This is a genomic window from Bradyrhizobium sp. USDA 3397 (assembly GCF_054060965.1).
On the sequence record NZ_JBSSDS010000001.1, the window covers coordinates 2,710,920 to 2,736,275 of the forward strand.

The 25,356-nt window shown below is 64.1% G+C and carries 16 protein-coding genes and 1 pseudogene; 9 read left to right on the plus strand and 8 right to left on the minus strand.

Translation table 11 applies throughout. The features are described 5' to 3' along the window. Positions 1-142: 142 nt before the first annotated feature. Positions 143-7,966 carry an ExeM/NucH family extracellular endonuclease gene (locus tag ACVWYQ_RS12910; protein ID WP_456725679.1) on the minus strand — a complete coding sequence of 2,608 codons (7,824 nt, stop codon included), beginning with the start codon at positions 7,964-7,966 and terminating at the stop codon, positions 143-145. Between the two features lie 498 nt (positions 7,967-8,464). Here ACVWYQ_RS12910 and ACVWYQ_RS12915 point away from each other — a divergent pair, with 498 nt between their 5' ends. From ACVWYQ_RS12915 to ACVWYQ_RS12930, 4 genes and pseudogenes are all read left to right on the plus strand, one after another. Beyond that, positions 8,465-10,240: a type I secretion system permease/ATPase gene (locus ACVWYQ_RS12915; RefSeq protein WP_456725680.1), complete on the plus strand. Its 1,776-nt coding sequence runs from the start codon at positions 8,465-8,467 to the stop codon at positions 10,238-10,240. A 10-nt stretch (positions 10,241-10,250) separates the two neighbouring features. Beyond that, positions 10,251-11,573 carry an HlyD family type I secretion periplasmic adaptor subunit gene (locus ACVWYQ_RS12920; RefSeq protein ID WP_456725681.1) on the plus strand — a complete coding sequence of 441 codons (1,323 nt, stop codon included), beginning with the start codon at positions 10,251-10,253 and terminating at the stop codon, positions 11,571-11,573. Positions 11,574-12,230: 657 nt separating this feature from the next. Further along, positions 12,231-12,731: pseudogene (locus ACVWYQ_RS12925) on the plus strand (M23 family metallopeptidase); the annotation flags it as partial. 142 nt (positions 12,732-12,873) lie between these two features. Next, a complete protein-coding gene (locus ACVWYQ_RS12930) occupies positions 12,874-13,197 on the plus strand; it encodes a hypothetical protein (protein WP_456727239.1) in 324 nt (107 codons plus the stop codon). Positions 13,198-13,472: 275 nt separating this feature from the next. Here ACVWYQ_RS12930 and ACVWYQ_RS12935 read toward each other — a convergent pair whose 3' ends face one another. Together ACVWYQ_RS12935 and nagA are read right to left on the minus strand one after the other, a co-directional pair. Next, positions 13,473-14,705: an aspartate kinase gene (locus ACVWYQ_RS12935; protein ID WP_271543892.1), complete on the minus strand. Its 1,233-nt coding sequence runs from the start codon at positions 14,703-14,705 to the stop codon at positions 13,473-13,475. Beyond that, on the minus strand, positions 14,706-15,884 hold the full coding sequence (gene nagA, locus ACVWYQ_RS12940) for an N-acetylglucosamine-6-phosphate deacetylase (protein WP_271543890.1): 1,179 nt from the start codon (positions 15,882-15,884) through the stop codon (positions 14,706-14,708). It lies immediately after the preceding gene. A 117-nt stretch (positions 15,885-16,001) separates the two neighbouring features. Here nagA and ACVWYQ_RS12945 point away from each other — a divergent pair, with 117 nt between their 5' ends. The 5 genes from ACVWYQ_RS12945 (at position 16,002) to ACVWYQ_RS12965 (ending at position 20,106) form a co-directional block, all read left to right on the plus strand. Continuing rightward, positions 16,002-16,940 (plus strand): BadF/BadG/BcrA/BcrD ATPase family protein, encoded by a 939-nt coding sequence (locus ACVWYQ_RS12945; protein ID WP_271543888.1) that lies wholly within the window; start codon positions 16,002-16,004, stop codon positions 16,938-16,940. A 19-nt stretch (positions 16,941-16,959) separates the two neighbouring features. Beyond that, positions 16,960-17,916: an N-acetylmuramic acid 6-phosphate etherase gene (locus ACVWYQ_RS12950; protein ID WP_157284148.1), complete on the plus strand. Its 957-nt coding sequence runs from the start codon at positions 16,960-16,962 to the stop codon at positions 17,914-17,916. An 11-nt stretch (positions 17,917-17,927) separates the two neighbouring features. Next, complete coding sequence (locus ACVWYQ_RS12955; RefSeq protein WP_271543885.1) at positions 17,928-18,926, plus strand: SIS domain-containing protein; 999 nt, start codon at positions 17,928-17,930, stop codon at positions 18,924-18,926. 80 nt (positions 18,927-19,006) lie between these two features. Next, on the plus strand, positions 19,007-19,879 hold the full coding sequence (locus ACVWYQ_RS12960) for a nucleotidyl transferase AbiEii/AbiGii toxin family protein (protein WP_271543883.1): 873 nt from the start codon (positions 19,007-19,009) through the stop codon (positions 19,877-19,879). A gap of 2 nt (positions 19,880-19,881) precedes the next feature. Further along, positions 19,882-20,106, plus strand: a complete 225-nt coding sequence (locus ACVWYQ_RS12965) for a hypothetical protein (protein WP_271543881.1) — start codon at positions 19,882-19,884, stop codon at positions 20,104-20,106. 419 nt (positions 20,107-20,525) lie between these two features. Here ACVWYQ_RS12965 and ACVWYQ_RS12970 read toward each other — a convergent pair whose 3' ends face one another. The 5 genes from ACVWYQ_RS12970 to ACVWYQ_RS12990 all read right to left on the minus strand — a co-directional run bounded on the left by ACVWYQ_RS12970 (position 20,526) and on the right by ACVWYQ_RS12990 (position 25,323). Then, positions 20,526-21,638 carry a branched-chain amino acid ABC transporter permease gene (locus tag ACVWYQ_RS12970; protein WP_456725682.1) on the minus strand — a complete coding sequence of 371 codons (1,113 nt, stop codon included), beginning with the start codon at positions 21,636-21,638 and terminating at the stop codon, positions 20,526-20,528. After that, entirely contained in the window at positions 21,635-22,501 is an 867-nt protein-coding gene (locus ACVWYQ_RS12975; RefSeq protein ID WP_404655558.1) for a branched-chain amino acid ABC transporter permease, read from the minus strand. The genes ACVWYQ_RS12970 and ACVWYQ_RS12975 overlap by 4 nt, the downstream gene beginning before the upstream one ends. A 7-nt stretch (positions 22,502-22,508) precedes the next feature. Further along, positions 22,509-23,213 (minus strand): ABC transporter ATP-binding protein, encoded by a 705-nt coding sequence (locus tag ACVWYQ_RS12980; protein WP_135162188.1) that lies wholly within the window; start codon positions 23,211-23,213, stop codon positions 22,509-22,511. Next, positions 23,210-23,935, minus strand: coding sequence for an ABC transporter ATP-binding protein (locus ACVWYQ_RS12985; protein WP_456725683.1), 726 nt, complete (start codon positions 23,933-23,935; stop codon positions 23,210-23,212). Before ACVWYQ_RS12985 ends, ACVWYQ_RS12980 begins: the two co-directional genes overlap by 4 nt. A 62-nt stretch (positions 23,936-23,997) precedes the next feature. Further along, positions 23,998-25,323 (minus strand): ABC transporter substrate-binding protein, encoded by a 1,326-nt coding sequence (locus tag ACVWYQ_RS12990; protein ID WP_404655553.1) that lies wholly within the window; start codon positions 25,321-25,323, stop codon positions 23,998-24,000. Between the last annotated feature and the right edge of the window lie 33 nt (positions 25,324-25,356).

A 25,356-nucleotide genomic window follows, 5' to 3' on the forward strand; every position in this document is an offset into this window, starting at 1 on the left:
CTTTCTCCTCGCCGCTCCGGCGTCACTACTTGCCCAAGCGACGGCGACCCGCCCCAGCGCCTCATCCTTGGTGACGAGGCCTTCTTGCACGAGAACCACGGAACGCTGTTGCGCTCCGTGGTTCGGTTCAGTCCGCGATGGATCAGACGAAGCGGAAGTCGTCTGCCGAGAGCGAGCCCATCTGCACATTGGTCAGCGTCACAGCATTATCGTCATCGAGCGTCACGACGACGTTCTTGCCGACCTGTGTGGTATGCGACATCACGTCGGCAAAGTCGGCGAACAGGCTGTTTGAGAATTGCAGCACATCGGCCGACGCACCGGTGGTGGCGAAGTCGGTAACGGTGTCCTTGCCCAAGCCGGCGGCGAAGATGAACACATCGGCACCCGAGCCGCCCGACAGAATGTCGTTGCCGGCACCGCCCGCGAGAATGTCGGCTCCCGAGCCACCCTTGATGATGTCGTTGCCGGCACCACCATTCAACGTGTCGTTCTCGGAGCCGCCATCGATGTTGTCGTCGCCGTCGCCGCCGGAGACGACGTCGGCACCCGAGCCGCCCTTCAGCGCGTCGTTTCCGAGGCCACCCTCGACCACGTCGTTGCCGGAGCCACCGTCGACGCCGTCGTCGCCGTCGCCGCCGCGCAGCGTATCATTGCCGGCTCCACCGGCGATGACATCGTTGCCAGCTCCGCCATCGAACATATCGGCACCGTTGCCGCCTGTGAGATGGTCCGCACCGGCGCCGAGCATGAAGCCCTCGATATTGCTGAAATGGTCGGTGCCAATGCCTGCGCCGGTCGCGGTGCCGCTCGCCAGGTTGATCGTGACCGCACCGGTGGCGTCGGACAGATCCAGCAAATCCTGACCGCTGCCGCCGTCGATGGTGTCGTCACCGGCACCGCCTCGGAGTACGTCGTCGCCGAGGCCGCCGAGCAGCACGTCGTTCCCGGCGCCGCCATCGACGATGTCGTCACCCGCTCCGCCCTTGATCACGTCGCCGCCGTCATTGCCGTACAACGTGTCGTTGTCGGCACCGCCATCGACTTGGTCATTGCCGGCGCCGGCGTAGATGTAGTCGTTGCCGGCGCCGCCGAACAACACGTCATTGCCGCCGTAAGTGTAGTCCATGGCGATGGTGTCGCTGCCATCGGCACCATCGATGACGAAGCCGCCCGCGGATGTCGAGAGCGCGACGTCGTCGCCGACGCCGAGCAGGATCGTGCCGGTCACCGTGGCGCCGACGTAGAGGTTGACCTGGTCGTTGCCGGCGCCCATGTCGATCGCCGAACCGCCCGTCGCAACGATCGCCCCCGAGTTGTTCAGGGTGTCGCGGCTGCCGCCCATCGAGATGCCACCGACGATCCGCCCGGTGCTGTTGTTGCCGACGAAGTCCTCGTAGTCGCCGACGAGGTTGATCGCCTCGTTGCCGCGGAGGTCGAACCGGGCAGCGTCCTCCGGCGAAACCCCTTCCGGTCCGCGGCCATCGCCCTGGATCAGACCGTCATTGACGATGGTGGTCGCCCCCAGCGCGTTGCTGTTGCTGGAGTTGTCGACCTGGATCGCCCGGCCATAACCGTAGATCTCGCCGGTGGCGCTGTTGACGATCTCGCCGCCGCCGATCGCGATCGCTTCGGACACGTTCGGTTCGCCGTCATGATAGCCTTCGGCACCGAGGCCGGCAATTCGGCCATAGTTCAGCACCTGCACCAAGCCGTCGACGTCGATGGCGTCGCCATCGGAGTCGGCCAGTTCGGCGGAGCGGCCTTCCATCACTCCATGGTTGGTGATGAACGCCTTCTGCGCGAGCGACCCGTCGGTGTCCAAGTTCACGGCGGACCCGTTGCGGCCGATCATCGTGCCGCGATTCATGACGGTGACAGCGTTGTCACCGGTGACGGCATGCCGCGAAGCTTCCATCCAGCCGCCGGCATAGTTGTTGACCTTGCCGCCGGTGTCGCTCTGGAAGTCGATCAGATCGCCTCCGCCCACGAACGTCGGATCCGTCGTGATCGTCCCCCAGTTGTTGACGACGCCGTCAGTGCCGGGGCGGATCACGTCCGTATCGGCGTTGTGCTGGCGGATGATGCCCCCGGCAAGGTTGTTGATCACCGCCGACGCGCCGTTGTTGTCGAAGGTACGGAAATCGAGGACGCGGCCGTTCGCTTCGATCACGCCGGCGTTGTTGACGGTGATAGTCGCATCGGCATGACCGGCCCGTTCCGGGGTCAGCGCGCCGCGGACGACTCCGCCCGCCTGGTTGTTGAGGGTCAACGAGCCCGTCGCCCCCGCCGTGGTGGTGAGCGCACGGGTCGAGCCTGCGATCTCGCCGGCATTGTCGATGACCGCGACGCCACCGCCCTGCCAGACGATCGCGTTGCCGGACACCGCGAGCGCACCGCCGGCCTCGATGACGACGTGGTCGTTGTTGTCGACAATGAGGCTCGAAGCCAGCTTGGCGCCGTCCTGGATCGTCACGTTGTCGTACGACGCCGATCCGGCGGCCGACCAAGTGCCTGCTGCGACCAGCAGGTTTTCGACATCGAGCGTGGCGATCAGCTCCGCCGTGCCGCCACCGATCAGCTTGACCGTGTCATTGCCGTCGCCGCCGTCGATCGAACTCGGCGCGGCGTCGTCGGTGGAGACGATGATGAGATCGTCGCCGTCACCGGCTTCAGCAGTGTCGCCGGCGCCGGCCGCCAGCTCGTCGTTGCCTGCGCCACCTTGCAGGGTGTCATAGCCTTCGCCGCCGACCAGGACGTCGTCGCCCTCGCCACCGGTCAGGGTGTCGTCACCCTCGCCGCCCGCGAGCCGGTCGTCTCCAGCGTCACCGTCGAGCGTATCGTCGCCTGCACCGCCAAGCAGCGCGTCGTCGCCCTCGCCGCCGGACAGGGTATCATCGCCTTCGCCGCCGTCGAGCTGGTCGTCGCCTGCGAGCCCGGCGAGGACATCGTCGCCACCGAGGCCGGTGAGAACGTCGTCACCGATCGCGCCGGTGAGTTCGTTGTCACCCTCGTCGCCGACCAGCACCAGCGGTTCGGTTTCGAGCACCGTGTCTTGACGATAGTCGAGGTTCTGAATGCGCTCGTCGTGCGCCCGGTCGGTGTCGGCGACGTCGTAGGGCGTGTCGGAGTAGTTCGCCGCCATGTATTCGGCCAAAGCATCCTGCTCGGTGCCTTCGGCGGCGAAGTTCGCCACTTGCCCGACATCCGGGACCAGGTCTGGCGAGAGGTTGACGACGTTGGCAAACGTGGGATTGGCCGCGATGAAGCTCGCGAACGGATAGCCGTCGCCGCCGGTGAGCAGGAAGCTCAAGGTCACGACCCGGATCGCCATCTCCGGTTCGACTGCCAGTTCTCCATTGGCGACCAGCGTCAGCACCGCGTTGCCGTTGTCATCGAGCAGCGCTGCCGACTGCACGCGGTTGCCGGCCGGCAAGTCCTTGTCGAACGAGAACGCGATGCCGCCGACCTGGGCGAACTGGCCGGGCGTCGCGGTCGCGGTGGTCGCCGCCACGGCATGCTCGAGCACCTTGAGCAGCTGATCCGCGGTCACCGTGACCATCGACAGCGCGTTGTTGAAGCGCAGCGAGTTGGCGATATCGAGCTGCGACACCTCGCCCGCTTCCTTGCCGACGCTGGTGTTCGCCAGCGGCGGGCTCTCCACCGCTTCGCCGCCGACCGCATAGACGTAGCCGATCGAGTCGCGGATGCCGCCGCCGTTCTTGATCGAAACCAGCACGGTCGGGTCGACCTTCTGGGCGTACCACAGGTTCGCATCGGCGGTGAGGTCGCCGAGGTTGGTCTCCTCGGTGCGCGCCTCGCTGCGACGGCCCTCGAGATAGACGTCCGTCTTGCCGAAAGTGTTGCCGTCCTGCGCGTCGATGACGCCGCCCACCGCCTGGGCGATGTCGTTGACCAGATCGCCGCGGCCGCCGTCGGCAAACGCATCGGCATCGTCGGCATCTACGTCGCCGTCATCGTCGACGTCGACGGTAGTGTTGCCGTCGTACAGCGAGGCGACCACCTCTTCCGTGCTGGCGTAAGCACCGTTGACCGCCGTGTTGGCGGTGTAGATCACGTTGCCTTCAGCATCGAAATCGACCACCAGTCGTCCGACATAGGAGTACTCGCCGGAGGTGTTGACGATCAGCGTGGTATTGCCGTCGGCGTTTGCGGTGACGATCGGATAGGTGTCGGCAGCGGTGTCGCCGGCATGGAGCACGTCGGTCTCGTCCGCCAGCAGCGTGTGCGAGCCGCCGGCGACGATGACGTCGACGCCGTGCAGCAGGGGCGCAAGCGCCTTTTCGAGCGCGAGCTGCTGCAGATGGCTGACCAGGACGATCTTGTTGATGCCCTGAGCCAGCAGGCCGTCGATAGTCGGCTGCAGGATTGCTGCCAGCGCCGCCATGTCATCGACATTGTCGCCGATCACTTCGACGCCGCCGGTCGAGGAGATGCTCTGTACGATCTGGGTGGTCGCGCCGATCACGCCGATCTTTTCGCCGTTCTCCTCGATGACCGTGGCCGGCGCGATCTTCTTGCCGATACCCGCCGCCGGCGGGAAGCCAGTGTAAGCGTCAGCATCCTGGATCGTGCCGGTGTAGAGCGACGCGAGATTGGTATCGCCTGAGAAGTCCAGATTGGCCGAGAGATAGGGGAACTGCGCGCCGGGATAACCGGCGGTCTGCCTGATGATGTCGGCGAATGCCCTGGTGCCAGCGTCGAATTCGTGATTGCCGATCGCGGAGGCCTGCACGCCGATGATGTTCAGCATCGCCATGTCGGCGGTACCGAAGCCGGGCGAGATATTCAGCGTCCCGGCGGCGAGGCCGTAATAGGTCTCAAGTGCCGTTTCATATGCCTCCTTCAGCGAGCTGTCGCTGCCGGCGCTGAAGAACGGGCTGGGAATGAAATTGTCGCCCGACGACAGCGTGATCGAGTTCTCGTAGGTATCCTCGAGATAGTCGACAATCGCCGCGAAGTTGCCGGCGCGATCGACCGCGTTCAGGCCCGCCTCGAAGTCCGAGGCATGCAGAATCTGCAGCGTGTAAGCCGGGGTCGGCTCCTGCTCCCCGAGGTTGAGGCCTACGATCACCGGATCGTGGTCGGACACCCGGACCGGGGCGTCGCCGTCGAAGATCGATGTGTCGCGGTCGTAGTCGGTGTTGTAGTCGAGCGCATCGGCCTCGTCGGCGTTGATGTGCCAGGTGGTCACACCGGACACCTGCTCGCCGAGGCTGGCGTTGGCGAAGGCGTAGTCGAGCGTGCCGGTCTGGCCGTCGAACACATAGGAATATGCGTCGTCCTCACAGGCCTGCAAATCCTCATAGCCCGCGCTCTCGATGATCGCGGTCGACTGCTCCTTGGCGTAGCCGTTGAAATCGCCGAGCAGCATGACGTCGGGATCGCCCGAGCCGGTCGGATCGGTGGCTGCCCACGCGGTCAGCGCGGTGGCGGCCAATTCCCGCTGGTTCTGCCAGTTGCCCTGGCCATCGCCCTGATCGGAATCGGCGCCGGAGCCGGTACCGCTCTTGGACTTGAGATGGTTGGCGATCGCCGTGAAGGTTTCGCCGGTCGCAAGCTCCTCGAAGGTCACCGCGAGCGCATTGCGGCTGGTGTTCTCGCCGTCGAACACGGCGCCGACCGTGCTCTGCTCGAGCAGGCCGCCGAGGCCGAGGCCGGGCAGATCGGCGTCGTTAAGGATCTCGATAGTCGTGCCGTCGGCGATCTTCACCGCGGTGGTGTCGTAGATGAAGCCGACCGCGATGGCGTCGCCGCCGACGAACTGCTGGCCGGGATCGACCCAGGCATAGGTACCGGCCCCAGCCACGGCATTGAGCTGCTCGACCAGATACTTGATTGCGTTGCCGGACGATGCGGCGGAGAAGTCGTTCTCCAGTTCGGTCAGCGCCAGCACGTCGACGCCCATGTCGAGGATGGTCGCGACCAGCTTCTCGGTCTGACGTGCGAACTCCGCGGCGTTGTCGGCGCCGCGCGGCGCTTGGCCGATCGCGGTGGTGCCGCCATTGTCCAGCGTGGTGAAGTAGTTCAGCACGTTGAAGCTCGCCACCTTCAGACGGCCGCCGACGTCTTCCGGCGCATCGGTGCGCGGATTGTCGCCGGCTCCGAAGGTGTTGGCGCCGTCCTCGACCGAACGGATCCGCCAAGTCGCCCCCGAGGCGGAGTTGCCGGCCCATTGATAGTCGAGCACGCCGGTCAGGCCGGCGATGGTGTCACCCATCCGGACCGCGTCGGCGGTGCCGTAGTTCGGCGCGGCGGAGGGGTTGTCGTTCGGATCGAAGCCATCGAGGTTGTTGATCGCCGCATTCTGGACGTTGAGGCCATCGTCATAGGTGATGGTGCGAGCACCAAGCTCGGCCAGATACGCCTGGTAGGCGGCGGCGTCGGGCGCGTTCTCCTGCGTGAACTGTTCGGGCCGTTCGCCCGCCACAAGCTTGATCTCGTTGAAACGGTCGAGATTGAACTGCTCGGTGACGGTCAGGGTCTCCGGAATCGTGACCAGCATGCCTTCATAGGCTTCAAGATCGGGCTGGTAGTCGCCGTCCTGGCTCAGCGTCGTGCCCATCGTCGGCAGGTCGATCTGCGTCGCCATCGTGTCAATGTCGGCCACCGCGCCGGCCTGAACGACCGAAATGCTGCTCGCGGTGAGCTCGGTCAGGCCGAAATATTCGCTGATCGAGCCGGTGACGCGGACCCGGTCGCCGATTTTGACGTCGGTGGCGCCGCCGTACACGAAGATCGCCTCGGAGGTCAGCAAGTTGCCGTCGGAATCGGTAGTCTCCTCCTGGAGATAGAAGCCGTTGAGATTGCGGCCGGCGTCGGCATCGCCGTTCTGGAAGTCGCCAACCACGATGGCTTCGACGGTCACAATCTGACCGACCATGGCGCTGCTGCCTCCGCTGCCCTGAATCGCGCTGATCTTGGTGATGCCGATGTCGTCATTGACGATGGTGCCGGTCGCCGTCGCAGCGCTGCCGATCGTGGTGGTCACGGCCGCCGAATTGGAAACGTTCTGCAGCGTCAGCGTGAAGCTCTCGTTCGCCTCATTGTCGGTGTCGCCGGCGACGGTAACGGTCACGACCGCGGAGGTCTCTCCCGCCGCGATGCTGCCGCTGAAGCTGACCGGCTCGCCGCCGACATAGTCGGCCGCATCGGTCTGTGCCGAAGCGATCGTTCCCGAGAACGCGACGTTGCCCGTGGTGCCGCCGCTGCGCTCAACGGTGAACTGAAAGACGGTCGGACCGCTGCTACCTTCGTCATGCGACACCGTAAGCGAATCCGGCGCGAATGCGACGTGCTGCATTTCGATCGCCGATTCGGACGAACTGGTGACGCGGATGTCGTCGATGCCGACCCACTCGTCATTGCCGACGGCGTTGGTGGTGAGAATGCGAACCTGGAGGTCGCTGCGGCCGTTGACGGCGTCAGGCAGCAGCAGATCGAACGGTGTCACCTGAGTCGCGGCACCGCCGGTGGTGACGTCAGCAGCGTAACCGCCGGGAACATTGGTCCACGGCCCACTCGAACCGAGCCGGTACTGCACGTTGATCTGCTGTGCAGAGTCGTCCGTGCTGGCGTCGAGGTCGCGTGCGTTGAAGCTCAGCCGGACATCCTTGCGGTCGGTGGCGTCGAGATGGATCACGAGGCCGGGGGCATCCGCACTGTTGGAACCGTTCAGCGCCACTGTCGGGTTGGCGATCTGGAACTCGGCCACACCGCCGTTGGTGATGGCGGTGTTGGTTTGGTTGGCGACGACGTCGACATCTCCTGACGACGGTCCGCTAGCCGTACGCGCGTCCACCCCGGTGGCCGAAACGACCTCGTTGCCGAGATAGCCGACGATCGATGCGACCCCCGACCAGTCATCGTTGGTCGTGACAAGGCCGGTATTGGACCAATCCTGCAGGAAATCGCCGTTCGCCAGGACATGAGGGTTTGTCGACATTTATGGCCACTCCAGCGCTTGAGAGAAGACGTCGCAGATCACCGCCTCACGGCATGCGCGAGGGCGTGGTCCAGACGGCCGATGGTTAACGTATCGTTACTGAGTTGATAGAACGCAGATGACAACAGATCGGTGACTGCTTCTTAACGGGCCGGTGAAGTCGCCACCCGAAGAGCCCCGCGAAGACCGAGAGAACCAACTACCAGCTTTGCGCGCGGAGGCGCGCTCGACCTCTCGGCCGGCGGCAGTTGCCAATGGGTCATCGCGTGACAGCTCAATCAGCCCGCCGCGAGGAGCGACCACGCCAGGTTCGATTGCCGGTCTGCGCGGCCGACTTTCGAACCAAGGCGGCGTTTCGCCGCAGAGCATCGCCGCCTCGTTGGAACCGCTCGCGTTTTCGTAGCGGTCGCTTTGTCATGCGCCTGACGTTGAACCTCGCTAACGAACGCCGACCGCATCCGACGGTGGCGGTCCGACGTCGTTTCTGAATTGAGTGTCATGAGCGCAGCAACGTCCTCCGCGTCGACTCCCGCGTCCGGCGATCTCGCGTCGGCCGCGATCGCCTCCTGCAGAACGGCCTTTTTGACGGTGGGACTGTTCTCGGCGGTGCTCAATCTGCTGATGCTCACCGGTTCGATCTACATGCTGCAGGTGTACGACCGGGTCATTCCATCGCACAGCATTCCGACCTTGATCGCGCTGTCGATCGCGGTGGCGGCGGCTTATGCGATGCAAGGGCTGTTCGATCTGTTGCGTCAGCGCATTCTGACCCGGATCGGATCGGCGCTGCACGCGGCGCTGTGGCAACCGGTCGTCTGCAATATCCTGCGCGGGCCGCTGCGCGGCGGCGCGAATCGCGGCCTGCAATTGTCGCACGATCTGGACTCGGTCCGGTCGTTCCTCTCCGGGCTCGGCCCGACCACCTTGTTCGACTTGCCGTGGATGCCACTGTATCTCGCCGGCTGCTTTCTCCTGCATCCTTATCTCGGCTGGACGCTGGTCGTGGGCGCGGTGCTGCTGTTCGGGATCGCGCTGCTCACCGAGGTGCTGACGCGGGCGCCGACCCGGGACGCCTCGCGTGCCGGCGCAATCCGCGGCGTCCAGCTTGAAGCGGGTCGGCGCAACGCCGAAATCGTGGCCGCGCTGGGCATGGAGCAGCGGTTGATCGACCGGATGGGCGCCGCCAACGAAGATCTCGTCGCCGCGCAGCAACGCAACGCGGACATCGCCGGATCGCTCGGCGCGTTATCAAAGACGCTGCGCTTCATGCTGCAATCGGCGCTGCTCGGCCTCGGCGCCTATCTGGTGATCGAGGGGCTGGCCAGCGGCGGCGTGATGATCGCCGCGTCGATCATGGGCAGCCGCGCGCTCGCGCCGGTGGAACTGGCGATCTCCATCTGGCGACCGTTCATCGGCGCGCGACAGGCGAGCCAACGACTTCGTGCCGCTCTGGGCAAGGGCGACGCCTCGAACCCTGACGTCGCGCCCGAACGCGCCGTCCATCGGCTCACGGTCGAGCAGGTCACAATCGCCGCCCCCGGCGGCACCACCGCGATCGTGCACAACGCCTCGTTCGCACTCGAAGCCGGCCAGGCAGTCGGCATTATTGGCCCGTCAGCCGCCGGCAAATCGACGCTGGCACGGGCGCTGGTCGGAATCTGGCCGATCGCACGCGGCGAGATCCGCCTCGATGGCGCCACCCTCGACCAGTGGCCCGCAGAAATTCGCGGCGGCATGATCGGCTACCTGCCGCAGGACGTCGAATTGTTCGACGGAACGGTTGCGGAAAACATCGCGCGTTTCGATCCTGAGATCGACGAGGCGGCGGTGATCGCCGCGGCGAAGGCCGCCGGCGCCTACGAGATGATCCTGAAGTTGCCGAAGGGGTTCGAGATGCGGATCGGCGAAGCCGGCGCCACCCTGTCGGGCGGCCAGCGGCAGCGGATCGCGTTGGCGCGCGCGCTCTACAAGGATCCGTTCATGGTGGTGCTCGACGAGCCGAACGCCAGCCTCGACGCCGAAGGCGACGCCGCGCTGACCGATGCCATCCGGCGCGTCCGGGCGCGCGGCGGCATTGCCGTCATCATTGCGCATCGGCCGGCGGCGCTCGCCGAAGTCGATCTCGTGCTGACGCTGGCGAACGGCCAGGTACAGGCGTTCGGCCCAAAGGACGAAGTGCTGCGCAAATCGCTCGCCGCTCATCCGCCGCCGGGCGGCGCGACGCTGCAGGCGGTGCCCGATGCGCGCTCGGTTCCGGCCGCCGCCGCCAGTTGAGGACTCCCATATGGCCGTACCCCGCAAGCCCGAAGCTCGCCGTAGCGATCCGTTTCGCGATATCCGGCGCGCCACTGGGCTCGGAATTGGCACGCTGGCGATCGTGGTGTCCACCGCCGGCGTTTGGGCGATGACCGCACCGCTCGCCAGCGCCGTGATCGCGCCGGCGCAGGTGGTGGTCGACAGCAACGTCCGCCGGGTTCAGCACCCGACCGGCGGCGTGGTCGCCGAAATCTCCGTCAACGACGGCGATCAGGTTCAGGCCGGCGACATGCTGGTCCGACTTGACGAGACGCTGCCGCGCGCCAACCTTGCGCTGATCGAAAACCAGCTCAACCAGCTCGGGGTGCGTCGTGCCCGGCTGCAGTCCGAGCAGAACGGCCGCGACGCGGTGGTGCTGCCCGGCGAGATCGTCGCACGCCGCGCCATCGCCTCGATCGCGGAGATGATCGAGGGCGAGACCACGCTGTTCGACCGGCGGCGCGAAGCTATCAGCGGCCAGCAATCGCAGTTGCGCGAACGCAAGGCGCAGATCGCGGACGAAATCCGCGGCCTGGAGGCGCAGATCGCGTCGAAGCGTGCACAGATCCGCTGGATCGAAACCGAGCTGGAGGGCGTGCGCCAGCTGTACGACAAGCGCCTGGTGCCCTATGCGCGCCTCACCGTACTCGAGCGCGAGGCCTCCCGCCTGACCGGCGAGGAAGGCCAGATGATCGCCGAGATCGCGCGCGCCAAGGGCCGGATCACCGAGACCGAACTGCAGATCATCCAGCTGGTTCAGGACCAGCGCCGTGAAGTCGCGACCGAACTGCGCGACGTCGAGACCAAGCTTGCCGATCTCGGCGAACGCCGCATCGCCGCGATGGACCAGCTCGATCGCGTGGTATTGCGCGCGCCGCAGGACGGTCTGATCCACCAGAAATCGGTCTTCACCGTCGGTGGCGTGATCACCGCGGGCGAACAGCTGATGCTGATCGTGCCGAAGGATTCGCTTGTGGTCGAGGCCCGGGTCGATCCGCAAATGATCGACCGGCTCAAGCTCGGGCAATCCGCCAAGCTCCGCTTCAGCGCGTTCGACGCCGCCGTGACCCCCGAGCTCGACGGCACGCTGACGCGGATCGCCGCCGATCTGACCAAAGACCCGCAGTCCGGCGCGGCTTACTACGTCGCCCGCATCAGCATTGACGCGAGCGAACTCGCCAAGCTCGACGGCAAGGCTTTGGTGCCCGGCATGCCGGTTGAAGCATTCATCCAGAACGGCGTGCGGACGGCGATCGCCTACCTGCGCAAGCCGCTGGAAGATCAGCTCGCCCGTGCACTGCGGCAGAAATAATAGAAGCCCCTGTCGCCAGCGTTGATCGGCATGCCGCCACATTGCCGCCGGCGAGATATCCCGAATTTCGAAGCCGTTTGATCTTCGGATCCTCGCCAAGCGAGCAGGCGTGGTGTGCTGATGTTGCCCGAATCTGTCTCTGGCCTTGAGGAGATCAGGGGATCGTCCCATTCTACAGCATCGCGTACGTACCAAGGCCGCTCGTCGGCGCCTTAGTATCGATTGTCATGGAATGGAAGTGCACGGGTTCTACCAGCTGAGCCAGTGGTACCCTGCTGGAATGCTGTGGGCGAGTTTTCGTACCAAAGGCGGCCCCAGTAACTATCAGCTGATCACGTTTATCGATCAGCCATTCAACTTCGTCGGCTTGTTTGGGCTGCATCTGCATCGTTGTAGGCTGCTTAGGATGCGTGCTCCTCGCGCGAGAGATACGGGGTTGGCTGAAACAGCACAGATTCGGCAGATAAGGAGTCGATTGTTGCGTTCGCGGGCTGATCCTCATCCTTTCGGGTGGCTTCACGGTGTGGTATTCGCCAAGGTTCTTGGGACATCAGTCATGAAATTACGCTTCCGCAGTACGCTTTGTCGCGCTCCCCTTCATCAGGACGGACAGGCCGGATGAAAACGTTTATGTTTGCCTTCGCGCTTTGCACAGTCATGACTTGCGCGACGGCATCCCCCAGCTCCGAACCGCAACTGTTTGCTTGGCCGGTTGCCTGCGACTTGGGAAGGACGTGCTTCATCCAGAACTACGTTGACCATGATCCCTCCGACAAGACCTTGGACTTTCGATGCGGGCGCCGAACCTATGATGGTCACGACGGCACCGACATCCGGCTGCCCGATCTGGACGTTCAGAGAACAGGCGTCGCAGTCGTTGCGGCCGCTTCAGGGCGCGTTGCTCACACCCGAGACGGCATGGATGACGTATCGGTCAAAGTCGCAGGAAAAGCCGCAGTCGCCGGCAGGGAATGTGGCAACGGCGCAGTCGTCGAACACGGAAACGGCTGGAGCACGCAATACTGCCACATGGCCAAAGGCAGTCTCAGAGTGAAGCCTGGCGACAGCGTGAGCGCCGGGCAGACACTCGGACTGGTGGGTCTCTCCGGAAACACGGAGTTGCCGCATCTCCATTTCACGGTGAGGCAGAGCCGGGCCGTCGTAGATCCATTCGCTGAGGGGAGGCGTCAAAGGCGAATGCAACGTTGGTCGTTCGCTGTGGCTGCAAACCGGGAGCGCTGCTCCCGGCTACCGGCCGACCGAGATCATCAACGCCGGTTTTGCCGATCGAGCGGTGACCATGGACGGGATCGAGGCAGGAGAAATCAAGCGATCTCTGCCTGGCCCTCACTCTGCGACCATCGTCGCGTATGTTCGCGCTATCGGACTGCAGGCGGAGGACGAGCAAGTGATCGAGCTGAGATCGCCTCAGGGGCAAGTCATCGCGGAGTATCGCGCACCGGAGCTGCCGCGAGACCAGGCCCAATATTTCATTTCGGCTGGACGGAAGCGGGCGGGCGCCGCCTGGCCGCCTGGCACCTACACGGCAACTTACACGCTACGTAGAAATGACATTGAAATCGAGCGTACAGTTTTTAAGGTAGCAATCGGGGAGCCACGTTGATTGACCTACTTTGCCAATCGAACGCGGGCTCTAGATCATCCCTGGTTTGTCTCAGCACGCTGGCGGCAAGCTGCCAGTCCGCCGAGCCGCTATCGAGGAGGTTCGCATGCCAAGTCGTGCCTTCTCCGACGATCTCAACCGGCGTGACCGCGATTTCCTTCACCAGCTCACACCCATGATGCGCTCGGACGGCGTCACCCTCGGCGCGGCTTCTGAGCATTGCCAGAATTTGTTTACAGGACTCCCAAACGACGATTTTGCAAACGGCTCCCGCGTCAGCTCGCGTTCGTAATGCTTCTCAGATCGTAAGTTTGCTGAACAAGCGTATGCAACGCTTTGACGGCAGCCTCCCGGTTCTCCACAGAGAGAAAAAGACTGACCGAATGCGGGGACAATACGTACCTGTCAGGGACAATCCTGTGATGTTCGAGAACCTGCAACGCCCTGAACGGCAATTCCGATGAAACGCCGCCGAAGCAGGTGAGACTAACCGAGCTTGACGCCTCGCGCTGCTTGCGCAGATCCGTAGCGCCCTCCAGCGTGCGCAGCAAGGCATCCAGCCACTCCGTATCGCAAGCCACGGTCATGCTGGTTTTTCCCGCAGCGAAGTGTGATGCAAGGAGCTGCGGCCAGGACAGGCTGTTTTGCTTGAGATGCTGCGCGAGTTTCTCGAACCCGTGATTGAGATCCCTGGAATCGATTTCCACATGCTCAATGCGAGCTATCGAGTTGACGGCTAGAACTCTCCCGTTTTCCATGCCTAAAACCCCTTTCATCACTTGTGTGCTGTGCTCGACGCCATCCCACTGCTTGAGAACCAGAGGCACATCCTGACTTTGCGCCAGCTCTACGCTGCGAAAATGCAAGATCTTCGCACCCCAGAAGCACATCTCCGACAGGGATGCGAAATCTACCTGCCGGAGCGGCTTTGCGTCCTTCACGATGCGCGGATCGGCCGAACAAATGCCGTCGACCTCTTTGATGATTTCACAGCGTTCGGCCTTCAGCGCCGCGGCCATCGCGACCGCCGTGGTGTCGCTGCCGCCGCGGCCGAGTGTAGTAATTTCCCTGGTCGCGGGGTTCACGCCTTGAAATCCTGCCAGCACGACAACGCGCCCGCGGTCGAGTTCCTCACGCACGCGAATCGGCCGAACATCCAGAATGCGTGCGGCGGAATGCGAGTCGTCGGTCATCACGCCAGCCTGGCTGCCGGTGAAGCTGATCGCAGGGACGCCGAGATCGGAAAGCGCCATGCTCATCAGGGACATGCTGATGCGCTCGCCAGTCGTCAGCAGCATATCGAGTTCACGGCGGTTGGGAGCAGGGCTGACCTGATGAGCCATCTGGATCAACTGGTCGGTGGTCGTGCCCATGGCGGAGACGATCGCGACGACACGATGACCGCGGCCATGCAGGTCGGCGAGACTGCGCGCAACCGCGCGAATCTTCGCCGGTGTTTCAAGGCAGACACCGCCATATTTCTGCACGATGATCGGATGGTTGCCCATCTAACCTCGCTCGGAAGCCTTGGTTGCCTCGCCCATCGAACCGACGCCGCCGATCCATGTGTCGACGACCTCAAAGCTCGGATTGAACGCGACAAAGTCCGCGCGGTATCCGGCCGCGATCCGTCCGAGCTCGGACCCAAGGCCCAGAAATGCCGCCGGCGTCCGGGACGCCATGATGAGGGCATCGACGAGCGCGATTCCAATGAGCGTAACAGCGTTGCGGACCGCCTGGATCATGGTGAGGTGAGCGCCCGCGAGTGTGCCGTCCGGGCCGGTCAGGCGACCGTCGTGCAATGTTATCTCCCTGCCTTGGAGCAGGAATTGCCGGTCGTCCGTGCCGACCAATGGCATGGCATCGCTGACCAGCATCAATCGATCGCGTCCCTTGCAGCGGAAGGCAACACGCAAAGCAGCGCGCTCAACGTGAATGCCGTCGCAGATGATTCCAGCAAACAACCGGTCTTCCTCCAGCGCGGCGCCCACCACGCCCGGCTCCCGGGCGCTCAACTGCGACATGGCGTTGAACAAATGGGTCACCCCCAAGAGACCGCGACCGACCGCCTGCCGGATTTGTTCTGCGCTGGCATCACTGTGGCCAGCTGCGACACGCAATCCAGCACCGACCAATTCATCGATCATCGACGCAGGCACGCATTCCGGGGCCAAGGTCACAATGGAGCGGCCGCGATCGCCGAAGCTCTTGATGGCGGCGAGATCGCGCCGATCGGGCACGCGTATCTCGGTTTCCGGATGAATGCCCTTGCGAGACCTGTTGAGGGCCGGACCTTCCAGATGAAAGCCGAGCACGCCAGGAATATCGAGGCACGCCTGAGCTGCGACGGCCAATCGTTCGACGACCTCGGGTCGATCGGTGATGAGGGTTGGCAAACAGCCCGTGGTCCCGGCCTTGCGGTGCGCCTCGACGATGCGCCGAACGCCGGCCTCCGTCGGCTGGTCGTTGAGAAGCACGCCACCGCCTCCGTTCAGCTGGATGTCGATCAATCCGGGTGCAAGGATCGCATCTCGGGGAAGGCGGATTGACGCTGGCGCGGCCTCGTCGAAGCTGATGCTTTCAATCCGTCCCTGCGAGATCCTGACCGACCCGGGCCCGCGCATGTCAGTCCCATCAAAAATGTGCTGTGCAGCAATCGTGAGAGAGGCAGAACCAGCATGGCCCATCAGTATCGATCCTGGAATGGCCGTCACGGACTCGTGAGGCGAGTCTGCCACAAGCGTTCATATGTACGCCACGGGGACCTGTGCGGACCCGAAGCGAAACCCTTGCGTTAACGTTCCATGAGAACAAAAGGTACCACGTATCTCGGCATTGATGGGGGCGGAACCCGCTGTCGCGCCCGGATCGAAGACGAAAACGGCACGGCGCTCGGAGAAGCGATCTCGGGACCGGCCACGACACGAATTGGCATCGACAAGGCCTGGCGGTCCATCATGGAGGCCACCGAAGCGGCGGCCACACAGGCCGGACTGAGCCGCGAGGATTTCGGCCAAATGCACGCCGGAATTGGCCTTGCCGGGATTGGCCGCCGGGGGGCGAAAGCGGCGCTCAGCAAGATCGCGCATCCCTTTGCGTCCGTTGACTTCATCAGCGACGGCCTCGCGGCCTGTCTTGGCGCCCATAGCGGCGCGGACGGGGCAATCGTTGTGGCCGGCACGGGTTCGGTCGGTGTCGGCCTGGTCGACGCCCGCGAGATCCGTCTCGCCGGTTACGGGTTTCCCGTATCGGACGAAGGCAGCGGCGCCGACATCGGCCTGCAGGTCGTTCGACTGGCGCTGCGGGCTGCGGATCGCCGCCGCGAGTTGACGCCATTGCTCGCAGAGGTGCTGGGCGCATTCGATCATGATCCCTATCAGGCGGTGGCCTGGTCCGAACAAGCCAGAGCAACGGACTACGCAACATTCGCACCGATCGTGATGCGGCACGCCAATCAGGGCGATCCGGTCGGCCGTCGCATTGTCGAACGCGCGGCCGATGCCATTGGCGATCTGCTCGATCTATTCCTGGCAAGAGGAATCGATCGGCTCTCGCTGGTGGGCGGGCTGGCGGATGCCATGACGCCATGGCTGACGCCCGACCTGCGCGCCCGCCTGAAGCCTCCTGACGCGGACGCGGTAGCCGGCGCGCTACTCGTCGCGCGAGAGCGGCTGAACCTACCCACGCTGGCTTTGACCGAGAGAGAAACTGACCATGAACAGGCTCCGAAGTTCCGCGTTTGATGGCGCTTGGATCAACAGTATGGCCACCGAAGACGTCGATCCTAGATTTGCCGACCTCGATGCATGGCCGCTGGTGTCAGCGATGGAAGCGATGTGGGAGGGTCAGCTTGCGGCGGTCGCTGCGATCGGTCATGCCCTCCCCGCGATCACGGCGGCGACCGAGGCGGCCCAAGCGGCGCTGGGCGATCACGGTTGCCTTGTCTATGTCGGCGCCGGCACCTCGGGGCGCGTGGCGGTCCAGGACGGCGCCGAGCTAACGCCGACCTTCGCCTGGCCCAAAGAGCGCGTCCGCTTCATCGTCGCCGGCGGAGACAGTGCCTTCGTCAAGAGCATCGAGGGCGCGGAGGATGACATTGATGATGCGGTCACACAGATCAATGCCGCGCGGCTCACACCGCATGATGTGGTGATCGCGGTCGCCGCCAGCGGCACAACGCCATTCACGGTCGCGGCGCTGCAGCAGGCAGGCTCGTGCGGTGCAGTGACGATCGGTATCGCCAACAATCCTGGCACCGCACTGCTGGCATCGGCCAAGTTTCCGATCCTGATCGAGACCGGCCGCGAGCTGATCGCCGGCTCCACGCGGATGAAGGCGGGCACCGCGCAGAAGGTTGTGCTCAACCTGATCTCCTCGGGAATCATGCTGCGTCTTGGCCGGGTGTATCGCGGCATGATGGTGAACATGCAGCCGACCAATGCCAAGCTGAAGCGACGCGCCGAGGCCATGGTGGCGCAAATCGCCGACTGCGATCCGTCGCACGCGGCACGCTCGCTGGAGCAGGCCGAGGGAGACGTCAAGACGGCGGTCCTTCTGGCGCTGGGCGTCGGCAGGACCGAAGCGGAGACTATTCTGAAGGACGGCGACGGCAATCTCAGGCGCGTGTTTGCCGAGCTCGCCAAGGATCGGGACTCGGATCGGGACTCGCATCCCAAGGCACCGGCAGCACGCAAGCAAGGCGGAGCGGTTGAGCCGTGACGACATCCGCGATGGCGAACGAAATCGGGGAAAGCGCCGATGTTGTCGCCAACATTGTTCGTAGCCGCCCGATCACGCGCGACATCGCGCAGCGGATTGGGATTGGCTCAGCTCCCCTGTGCGTCGTGTGCGGTCGGGGAAGCTCCGGGCATGCCGGCCTTTTCCTGAGATACCTTGTCGAGACGCGGCTTCGCCTGCCCGTTTCAGCAAGCGCCCCCTCGGTGATCACGGCATTTCGCACACCTTTGATGCTGCGCGATGCGCTGTTCATCGTGATCTCGCAATCCGGGCGCAGCCCGGATCTCGTCGCAGCAACAAGGTCGGCGCGCGCTTCGGGCGCCCGCACCGTTGCCATCGTCAATACGACGTCGTCGCCGGTGGCCGACGAAGCGGAGTTCGTCGTTCCGATCGAAGCCGGCGAAGAGCACTCCGTCGCGGCGACAAAGACCGTCATCGGCTCGATGGCCGCCGGCGCTGGACTTGTTGCCGAGCTGGCGCAAGATCGTGCGCTGGGGTCAGCCCTCGACCGGCTGCCCGAGCGCCTGCACCGTGCGCTGGCGCTCGACTGGTCCGAGATTGCCGATGATCTCGTCAAGGCGTCAGCCGTGTTTGTGGCAGCTCGAGGCCTGGCCCTGGGTTCGGCGAGGGAGATTGCGCTTAAACTTTCGGAGATCCTGCGCCTGCCCTCCATCGGCTTGAGCGCCGCAGAGCTGCAGCATGGGCCACGTGCCGCGCTATCGTCGCGCACGCCCGTTGTCATGATGCGCCTCATGGATGAAACTGCGGCCACGGTGGACGCTCTTGCAGAGGAATTGCGTGAGCAAAACGTCGCGCTGCATCTCTGCGGCGGACCGCATGGCTCGCTGCCCTGGTTGGTCCAGGATGATCCTGCCACTGATCCGATCGCCATGCTCGTTCCGGCCTATCGGATGATCGAGGAGGCGGCATGCGCCCGCGGACTTGACCCGGATCGCCCTCCTGGCCTGAGCAAGATTACCGAGACGTTTTAACAGCTGACTGATCGGTGGCTGGCGACCAAGACGACATCTCTCCGCAGAACGTTGAGCGGGATTACGTCCATGGATGGCTCTTGCGCGAGATATTCGCGCATCGTCGTCTTTCGAATCTCTTGGTCCCGAAAGGTGGCAGCGGCATACGCAAAGGATACCTTCCGGGCACGCGATATTCCAAGGACCTGGATTTCTCCTGCGAGAATGCGCTCAATGAAAACCAGCTGCATTCCGATCTGAGCGAAATCCTCGAAGCTGCTAAGGCCGGAAGCGGCGTTCAGTTCGCGATGGACCGGACACGCGTCGCCGAGAAGAACCTCAAAATCCCCGGCGTCCAGGCCCTGGAAGTGCGGATCTATTTCAAAGGCTTCTATGCGGAAGAGAGCGTAACCCTGCGTTCGCATCTGGAAATTAGCGAATTCGAAAAGCCTTACCTGCCGATCCAGACACGGCCGCTGTTACACCCGTATTCGGACCAAGCTGCGTGCACGGGCCCGATCCGCTGCCAAAAACTCGAAGAGCTTCTGGCAGCGAAACTGACCACGCTGCTTTTTCGACGCAAAGCCCAGGACCTGTTCGATCTGTTTTACTCGATCGTATTCAGCGGAGACTTTCCGGTCAGCCGCGCCGAGGTCGTGCGCACCTTCCTCAAGAAGTCCACCTACGATGCCGAAGCGCAACAAGCGCGAATGCAATTGCTTGCCGTCCCGCTTCAACTCTTCCGTGACCTGCGGGATGATCTTGTGACGCCAAAAGCCAGCCGTATCACGTTTGACATGATACAGGGGCGCTTCGGTTCTCTCATCGAAGAACTCTTCGAGTTATCGAGCCGGTGGTACCTCCCCGCATTGTCGGCGGCGGTGTCCGGCCTTCCTTGGTGCGCGCCTTCGGCTACGGCGGGAGCTTTATTCCCGCCGCGAGGCAAGTCATCATTGAAGCAGGGCGATCACTGACAATGATCGAAGCCGATTATCACGGCGTCCGGAGGCTGATGGAACCCTATAAGCTTGAATATAAGATCCGAAAGAAGGACAACCGCGGCTTCGAATATTTCTGGGCCTATGATTGTACCGGTGGCCGCAAGAGTGGACTTGGCATCAAAAGCTTCTTCTCCGAAGAGCTCAGAAACATCAGTGCGACCAACCGATCATTCGTACCTCGGGATCAGGTTATGTTTTGAGGCCACGTTCCACGCGGCCCAAATGGCCTTAAAGCATCTCGGGAGGACAAATTGAACAACAAGCCCGAGCCGCTTCTGCCGATCACATTGTCGAGAATAGACGTCCGGAAGGATCGACAGAAACACCGTTCGAAAAACCGTTTTAGTCTGGCTCTCTCAAACGGTTTGTCTCGCTAAAGTCTTGATTTATATGGTGGGCGCACCAGGGCTCGAACCTGGGACCCGCTGATTAAGAGACATGCTGCTCCCATTGATTTCTCAAGAGAATTTTTCCAACTAAGCCAAAATCCGATCATTGGAGATCAATGGCTTACAGCGAAACGTCCAACTGCAAAGGCGCATGGACGCCCGAGCGCCTCCTTTCCAAAGATGGATTGGTGGCGCTTCTGAACGGACGAAGCTACTCGGCACAAGGTCGGTCACAATGGCGTTGGACTGGACTCGCTCCGGCCGAGCCAGCGTTGTGTCGGAAATAGCTGCAATTGCCAGCAGCGGGCTGCCACGCCCCACATACCCCTCGGCATGAACAGCATGATCAGGATGGCGAGCGTGCCGAGCACGACCAGATAGAGACTGCCATACTGGGCGAGATAGGTGACGAGCCCCCACAGCAGCAGCACGCCGACCATCGGGCCTTCGATGGTGCGCACCCCGCCGATCACGACGATGAAGATGACATAGGCGGTCCAGTCGGTGACGCTGAAGGCTGCATCAGGCGAAATACGCGCCTTCTGCAAATAAACCACCGCGCCGACCATGCCGGTGGCGAACGCGACGGCGACCCACAGCACGTGGCGGACCCGCGCGGTGCGGACGCCGACGCTGCGCGCCGCCGCTGCGTTGTCACGGCTTGCGGCCAGCGCAAGGCCGTGATGTGAGCGCATGAAGGCGTAGATGCCGAGCGTGACCAGCACGGCAAGCAGCAGCGCCAGCCAGTAAACCAGCACGTCACGCGCGGCCGCCGGGCGCAGGCCAAGCAGCGCCTGCACCGCCTTCAGCCCGACCATCTGCGACAGTTCGCCCGGCGAGATCGACATCCCGGTGCCGCCGCCGAGCGACTTGAACTGGGCGCAGATCAGCCGCAGCGCTTCGGCGGCGACCCAGCTGCCGATCGCGAAATATGGCCCTTCCAGCCGGAACAGCAGCGGCCCGAGCACCGCCGCGACCAGCGCCGCGAACAGTCCGGCCAGTGGGATCGCCGCAACCGGATCGAGCCCGGCCATCACGATGCCGGCAAACAGCGCATAGGCGCCGAGCCCGACAAACGCCTGCTGCCCGACCGATACCAGCCCGCCCCACCCGGCCAGCACGTTCCAGAGCTGTGCCAAGGTCAGCATGGTGAAGACGAAGATCAGATCCTGGATCAGGTTGCGCGAGGCGATCGCGGGCAGCGCGGCCAGCGCCACGATCAGCGCGATGCCGGCCACGGCCGCGACGCGCGACAGCCGTGTGCCGACCCGAACCTGCCACACCGGCGCCTCCGCCGGGCACTGCTCGCGGCTTGCCGGGATACGGATGCTTTCGACGCTCATGTCCGCCTCGCCGGGAACAGGCCGCGCGGCCGCACCATCAGCACGGCAAGGAAGGCGAGATGGCCGGCCAGGATCTGCCATTCCGGATTGATGCGCCCTCCGATCGCCTGCGCCAACCCGAGCACGATGCCACCCGCCAGCGTCCCCCACAGGCTGCCGAGCCCGCCGATGATCACCGCCTCGAATGCGTAGAGCAGCCGCGCCGGGCCGATCGACGGATCGAAGCTGGAGCGGATACCGAGCACAATAGCGGCGATCACCGACACTGCGAGCGACAGTCCGACCGCGATGGCGTAGACATTGCGCTCGTTGACGCCCATCAACTGCGCGATCGCGGGATTATCCGCAGTGGCGCGGAAGGCGCGGCCGAGCGAGGTGCGATAGAAGATGAGCTGGAGCAGCGCGACGGCGGCAACAGCCGTCACCAACGCGGTCAGCGGCGCCAGCCCGACGCTCAGGCTGGGGGCAAGCGCCACCGACGAGGATTCGAAGGCGCCTGCCTGCAGCCTGCGGCTGTCGGCGCCGTAGCCAAGCAGCAGTCCGTTCTGAATCACGATCGACAGGCCGAAGGTGACGAGCAGCGGTGGCAGGATGTCGTCGCCGAGCACCCGCTCCAGCACCAGCCGCTGCAGCACGAAGCCGAGCACGAACATCGTGATGACGACCAGCAGGGATGCGGCCGCAAGCGGCAGACCGAGCGCGGTGGTGGCGCTGAGCACCAGATAGGCGGCAAGCAGGATCAGATCGCCATGAGCCAGATTGACAAGGCGCATGATGCCGAAGATCAGCGACAGGCCGAGCGCGAACAGCGCATAGACGCCGCCGAGCAGCACGCCTTCGATGATGGTGTCGAACCCGCTCATCGCTTCCTCATGCTCCGAAATAGGCCGCGCGGATGGTGTCCTGGTCGACATCCCTTGGCCGTCCGCTCAGCGTCACCCTTCCCTCCTGCAAACAGTAGAAGCGATCCGAAGCCCGCAATGCGCGGGCGATGTCCTGCTCGACCAGCACGACGGCGGTACCGCCAGAGCGGATCTGCGGCAGCATGCGGTAGATGTCCTCCACCACGATCGGCGCGAGGCCGAGGCTGATCTCGTCGCACAGCAAGACCGACGGGTTGGACATCAGCGCGCGGCCGATCGCCACCATCTGCTGCTGCCCGCCCGACAGCGCGGTGACGGCGCCGCGCCGCCGCTCCTTCAGCACCGGGAACATGCGGTAGACCGCGGCGAGATCCCACGGCGCCCTGCGTTCGCCGCCATAAGCGCCGATCAGGAGGTTCTCCTCGACGCTGAGCGAGGGAAACAGCTGGCGCCCCTCCGGCACCAGCGCGAGGCCGAGCCGGACGATGCTGGCGGCGGACGCATCGCCGATCGCCCGTCCCTCGAGGCAGATCGCGTCGGGACGGTTCTTGACCAACCCCGCCAGCGATTTCAGCATGGTCGACTTGCCGGCGCCGTTGGCGCCGATCACTGCGACTGCCTCGCCCTCGTTCAGCTCGAAGTCGATGCCGAACAGCGCCTGGAAATCGCCGTAGAACGCATCGAGCGCCGTGACATTGAGCAGCGCGGTCATGCCGGCACGCCCATATAGATGGTCTCGACCTCGCGCGAGCGCATCACCTCGTTCGGCACGCCCTGCGCCACGACCTTACCGAAGTTCAGCACGACCAGTCGCTGCACCACGGCGAGCAGCGCGTGCACGACATGCTCGATCCAGATGATGCCGACACCTTCGGCATGGATGGTTCTGATCGTCTCGACCAGCTCGTGGCATTCGGCATCGGTGAGGCCACCCGCGATCTCGTCGAGCAACAGCGTGCGCGGCCGGGTGGCGAGCGCCCGCGCCAGTTCGAGCCGCTTGCGATCGAGCAGCGGCAGGCTGCCCGCGAGCCGATTGGCCTTGGCTTCGAGGCCGGTCAGATCGAGCATGCGGCCGCAATGCTGGATCGCATCCGCCTCCGACAGGCCGCCGCCGAACAGCGCGGCGACCGCAAGGTTCTCGAACACCGAGAGATGGTCGAACGGTTGCGGAATCTGGAACGAGCGTCCGATGCCGGCGCGACAGCGTGCCTCGGGCGAGAAACCCGTAATGTCGGCGCCATCGAGAACGATCCGGCCGGCATCGGGCCGCAGCAGCCCGGTGATCAGGTTGAACAGGGTCGATTTGCCGGCGCCGTTCGGTCCGATCACGCCCAGCGCCTCGTCCGAGGACAGCGTCAGGTCGATCGCGTCGGCAACCACGATGGCGCCGAACCGTTTCGAGATGGCGTGGAGTTCGAGCATGGTCGTCCACATCTGGTTTCGGCGGAGAGGAGATGCGCAGCAACGCCACGCATCTTCTGCCTTCGATGCTTGGGCTAACTCAGCGCCTGCATATCGCCGCCGAGCGGAATTTGAGGCGCCAGCTTGTTGTCCGTGATCACCATGTTGTACTTGTCGCCGCTGAGCCGCCACTGGCCGCCGACCAGCGGCGTCTTGGCGATGTTCTTCGCGGCAAAGGGCGGCACCGCGCTGGAGCCGAATGCGACCTGGCCCACAATCGTATCGAGCTTGGTGGCCCCGATCGCCTTCGCCAGCGCCGCGCCGTCGCTCGGGTCGCTAGAGCGCTTGATGGCGTCGATCGCGACCTCGAACAGCGAATGCACGAAGCCGATCGGCTGGGTCCATTGCTTGCCAGAGGCCTGCTCATATCCCTTGGCGAGATCGACCGCGCTGACGCCGCTGAGGCTCGACTTGTAAGGATGGGTCGGCGTCCACCACACCTCGGTCGAGATGTTGTTGCCGCCCTTGCCGAGCGCCTGCACCGATGCGGGGAACAGCAGCGCCTTGGCGACCGATACGACTTTCGGCTTCAGCCCCTTCTGCCGCGCCTGGTTCCAGAACGTAGTGAAGTCGGGCGGGATGATCACGCCGGTGACGATCTCGGCATCGGCACCACGAAATGCCGCGATCTGCGAGCTGAAATCGTCAGTCAGGTTCTGGAAGCGGCCGGGATCGGTGAGCTTGAAACCCTGTTTGGCCAGCACGGGCGGGAAGCCGATGGTGGTGTCGCCCCAGGCGTTGCCGTCGGCGTCGTTGGGGAACAGCGCGCCCACCGACTTGTTGGTCGCGACCTGGCTCCACATGCTGGTGAAGACGCCGATCACGTCCTCCAGCCCCCAGAAATAGTGGAAGGTATATTCGAACGGCTTCCAGCTCTTGGGATCGCCCGGATTGGCCTGCCGGCCGATGAAGTTGGTCTGCCACGGCGCCACGCTCGAGATGCACGGCACCTGCTCGAGCTCGCACTGCGTCGCCACAGGGTTGTTGGTCTCGGGCGTGGCGCCGACCACGATCAGCCTGACATTGTCGCGGGTGATCAGCTCCTTGGCGACCTCGGCGGCGCGGTTCGGATTCGACTGACTGTCTTTCGTCACCACCTCGATCGAGTAGGTCTGTGATCCGACCTTGACGCCATCCTTGATGAACTTCCTGAACTCACCGAGCACGAAATCGTCAGCTTCGGCAAAGGCCGCCAGCGGACCGCTCTTTGGCGAGACATAGCCGATCTTGATCGGCTTGCTTGCCGCCCGCACCGGCGGCGCGAACAAGGTCGTCGCGCCCGCGGCGGCGAAACCACCGGCGATGCCCTGCAGCACACGGCGGCGATCGAAAGACTTTATGTTCAGTAGGTCCTTGGTCATTTTCCCCTCCCTTGAGGCAAGCCGGTCTTCAAG

Excerpts from the sequence above, each read along its gene's own strand:
- ACVWYQ_RS12910 (WP_456725679.1), bottom strand. The coding sequence starts at position 7,966 with ATGTCGACAAACCCTCATGTCCTGGCGAACGGCGATTTCCTGCAGGAT.
- ACVWYQ_RS12915 (WP_456725680.1), top strand. The coding sequence starts at position 8,465 with ATGAGCGCAGCAACGTCCTCCGCGTCGACTCCCGCGTCCGGCGATCTC.
- ACVWYQ_RS12920 (WP_456725681.1), top strand. The coding sequence starts at position 10,251 with ATGGCCGTACCCCGCAAGCCCGAAGCTCGCCGTAGCGATCCGTTTCGC.
- ACVWYQ_RS12930 (WP_456727239.1), top strand. The coding sequence starts at position 12,874 with ATGGACGGGATCGAGGCAGGAGAAATCAAGCGATCTCTGCCTGGCCCT.
- ACVWYQ_RS12935 (WP_271543892.1), bottom strand. The coding sequence starts at position 14,705 with ATGGGCAACCATCCGATCATCGTGCAGAAATATGGCGGTGTCTGCCTT.
- nagA (WP_271543890.1), bottom strand. The coding sequence starts at position 15,884 with ATGGGCCATGCTGGTTCTGCCTCTCTCACGATTGCTGCACAGCACATT.
- ACVWYQ_RS12945 (WP_271543888.1), top strand. The coding sequence starts at position 16,002 with ATGAGAACAAAAGGTACCACGTATCTCGGCATTGATGGGGGCGGAACC.
- ACVWYQ_RS12950 (WP_157284148.1), top strand. The coding sequence starts at position 16,960 with ATGGCCACCGAAGACGTCGATCCTAGATTTGCCGACCTCGATGCATGG.
- ACVWYQ_RS12955 (WP_271543885.1), top strand. The coding sequence starts at position 17,928 with ATGGCGAACGAAATCGGGGAAAGCGCCGATGTTGTCGCCAACATTGTT.
- ACVWYQ_RS12965 (WP_271543881.1), top strand. The coding sequence starts at position 19,882 with ATGATCGAAGCCGATTATCACGGCGTCCGGAGGCTGATGGAACCCTAT.
- ACVWYQ_RS12970 (WP_456725682.1), bottom strand. The coding sequence starts at position 21,638 with ATGAGCGTCGAAAGCATCCGTATCCCGGCAAGCCGCGAGCAGTGCCCG.
- ACVWYQ_RS12975 (WP_404655558.1), bottom strand. The coding sequence starts at position 22,501 with ATGAGCGGGTTCGACACCATCATCGAAGGCGTGCTGCTCGGCGGCGTC.
- ACVWYQ_RS12980 (WP_135162188.1), bottom strand. The coding sequence starts at position 23,213 with ATGACCGCGCTGCTCAATGTCACGGCGCTCGATGCGTTCTACGGCGAT.
- ACVWYQ_RS12985 (WP_456725683.1), bottom strand. The coding sequence starts at position 23,935 with ATGTGGACGACCATGCTCGAACTCCACGCCATCTCGAAACGGTTCGGC.
- ACVWYQ_RS12990 (WP_404655553.1), bottom strand. The coding sequence starts at position 25,323 with ATGACCAAGGACCTACTGAACATAAAGTCTTTCGATCGCCGCCGTGTG.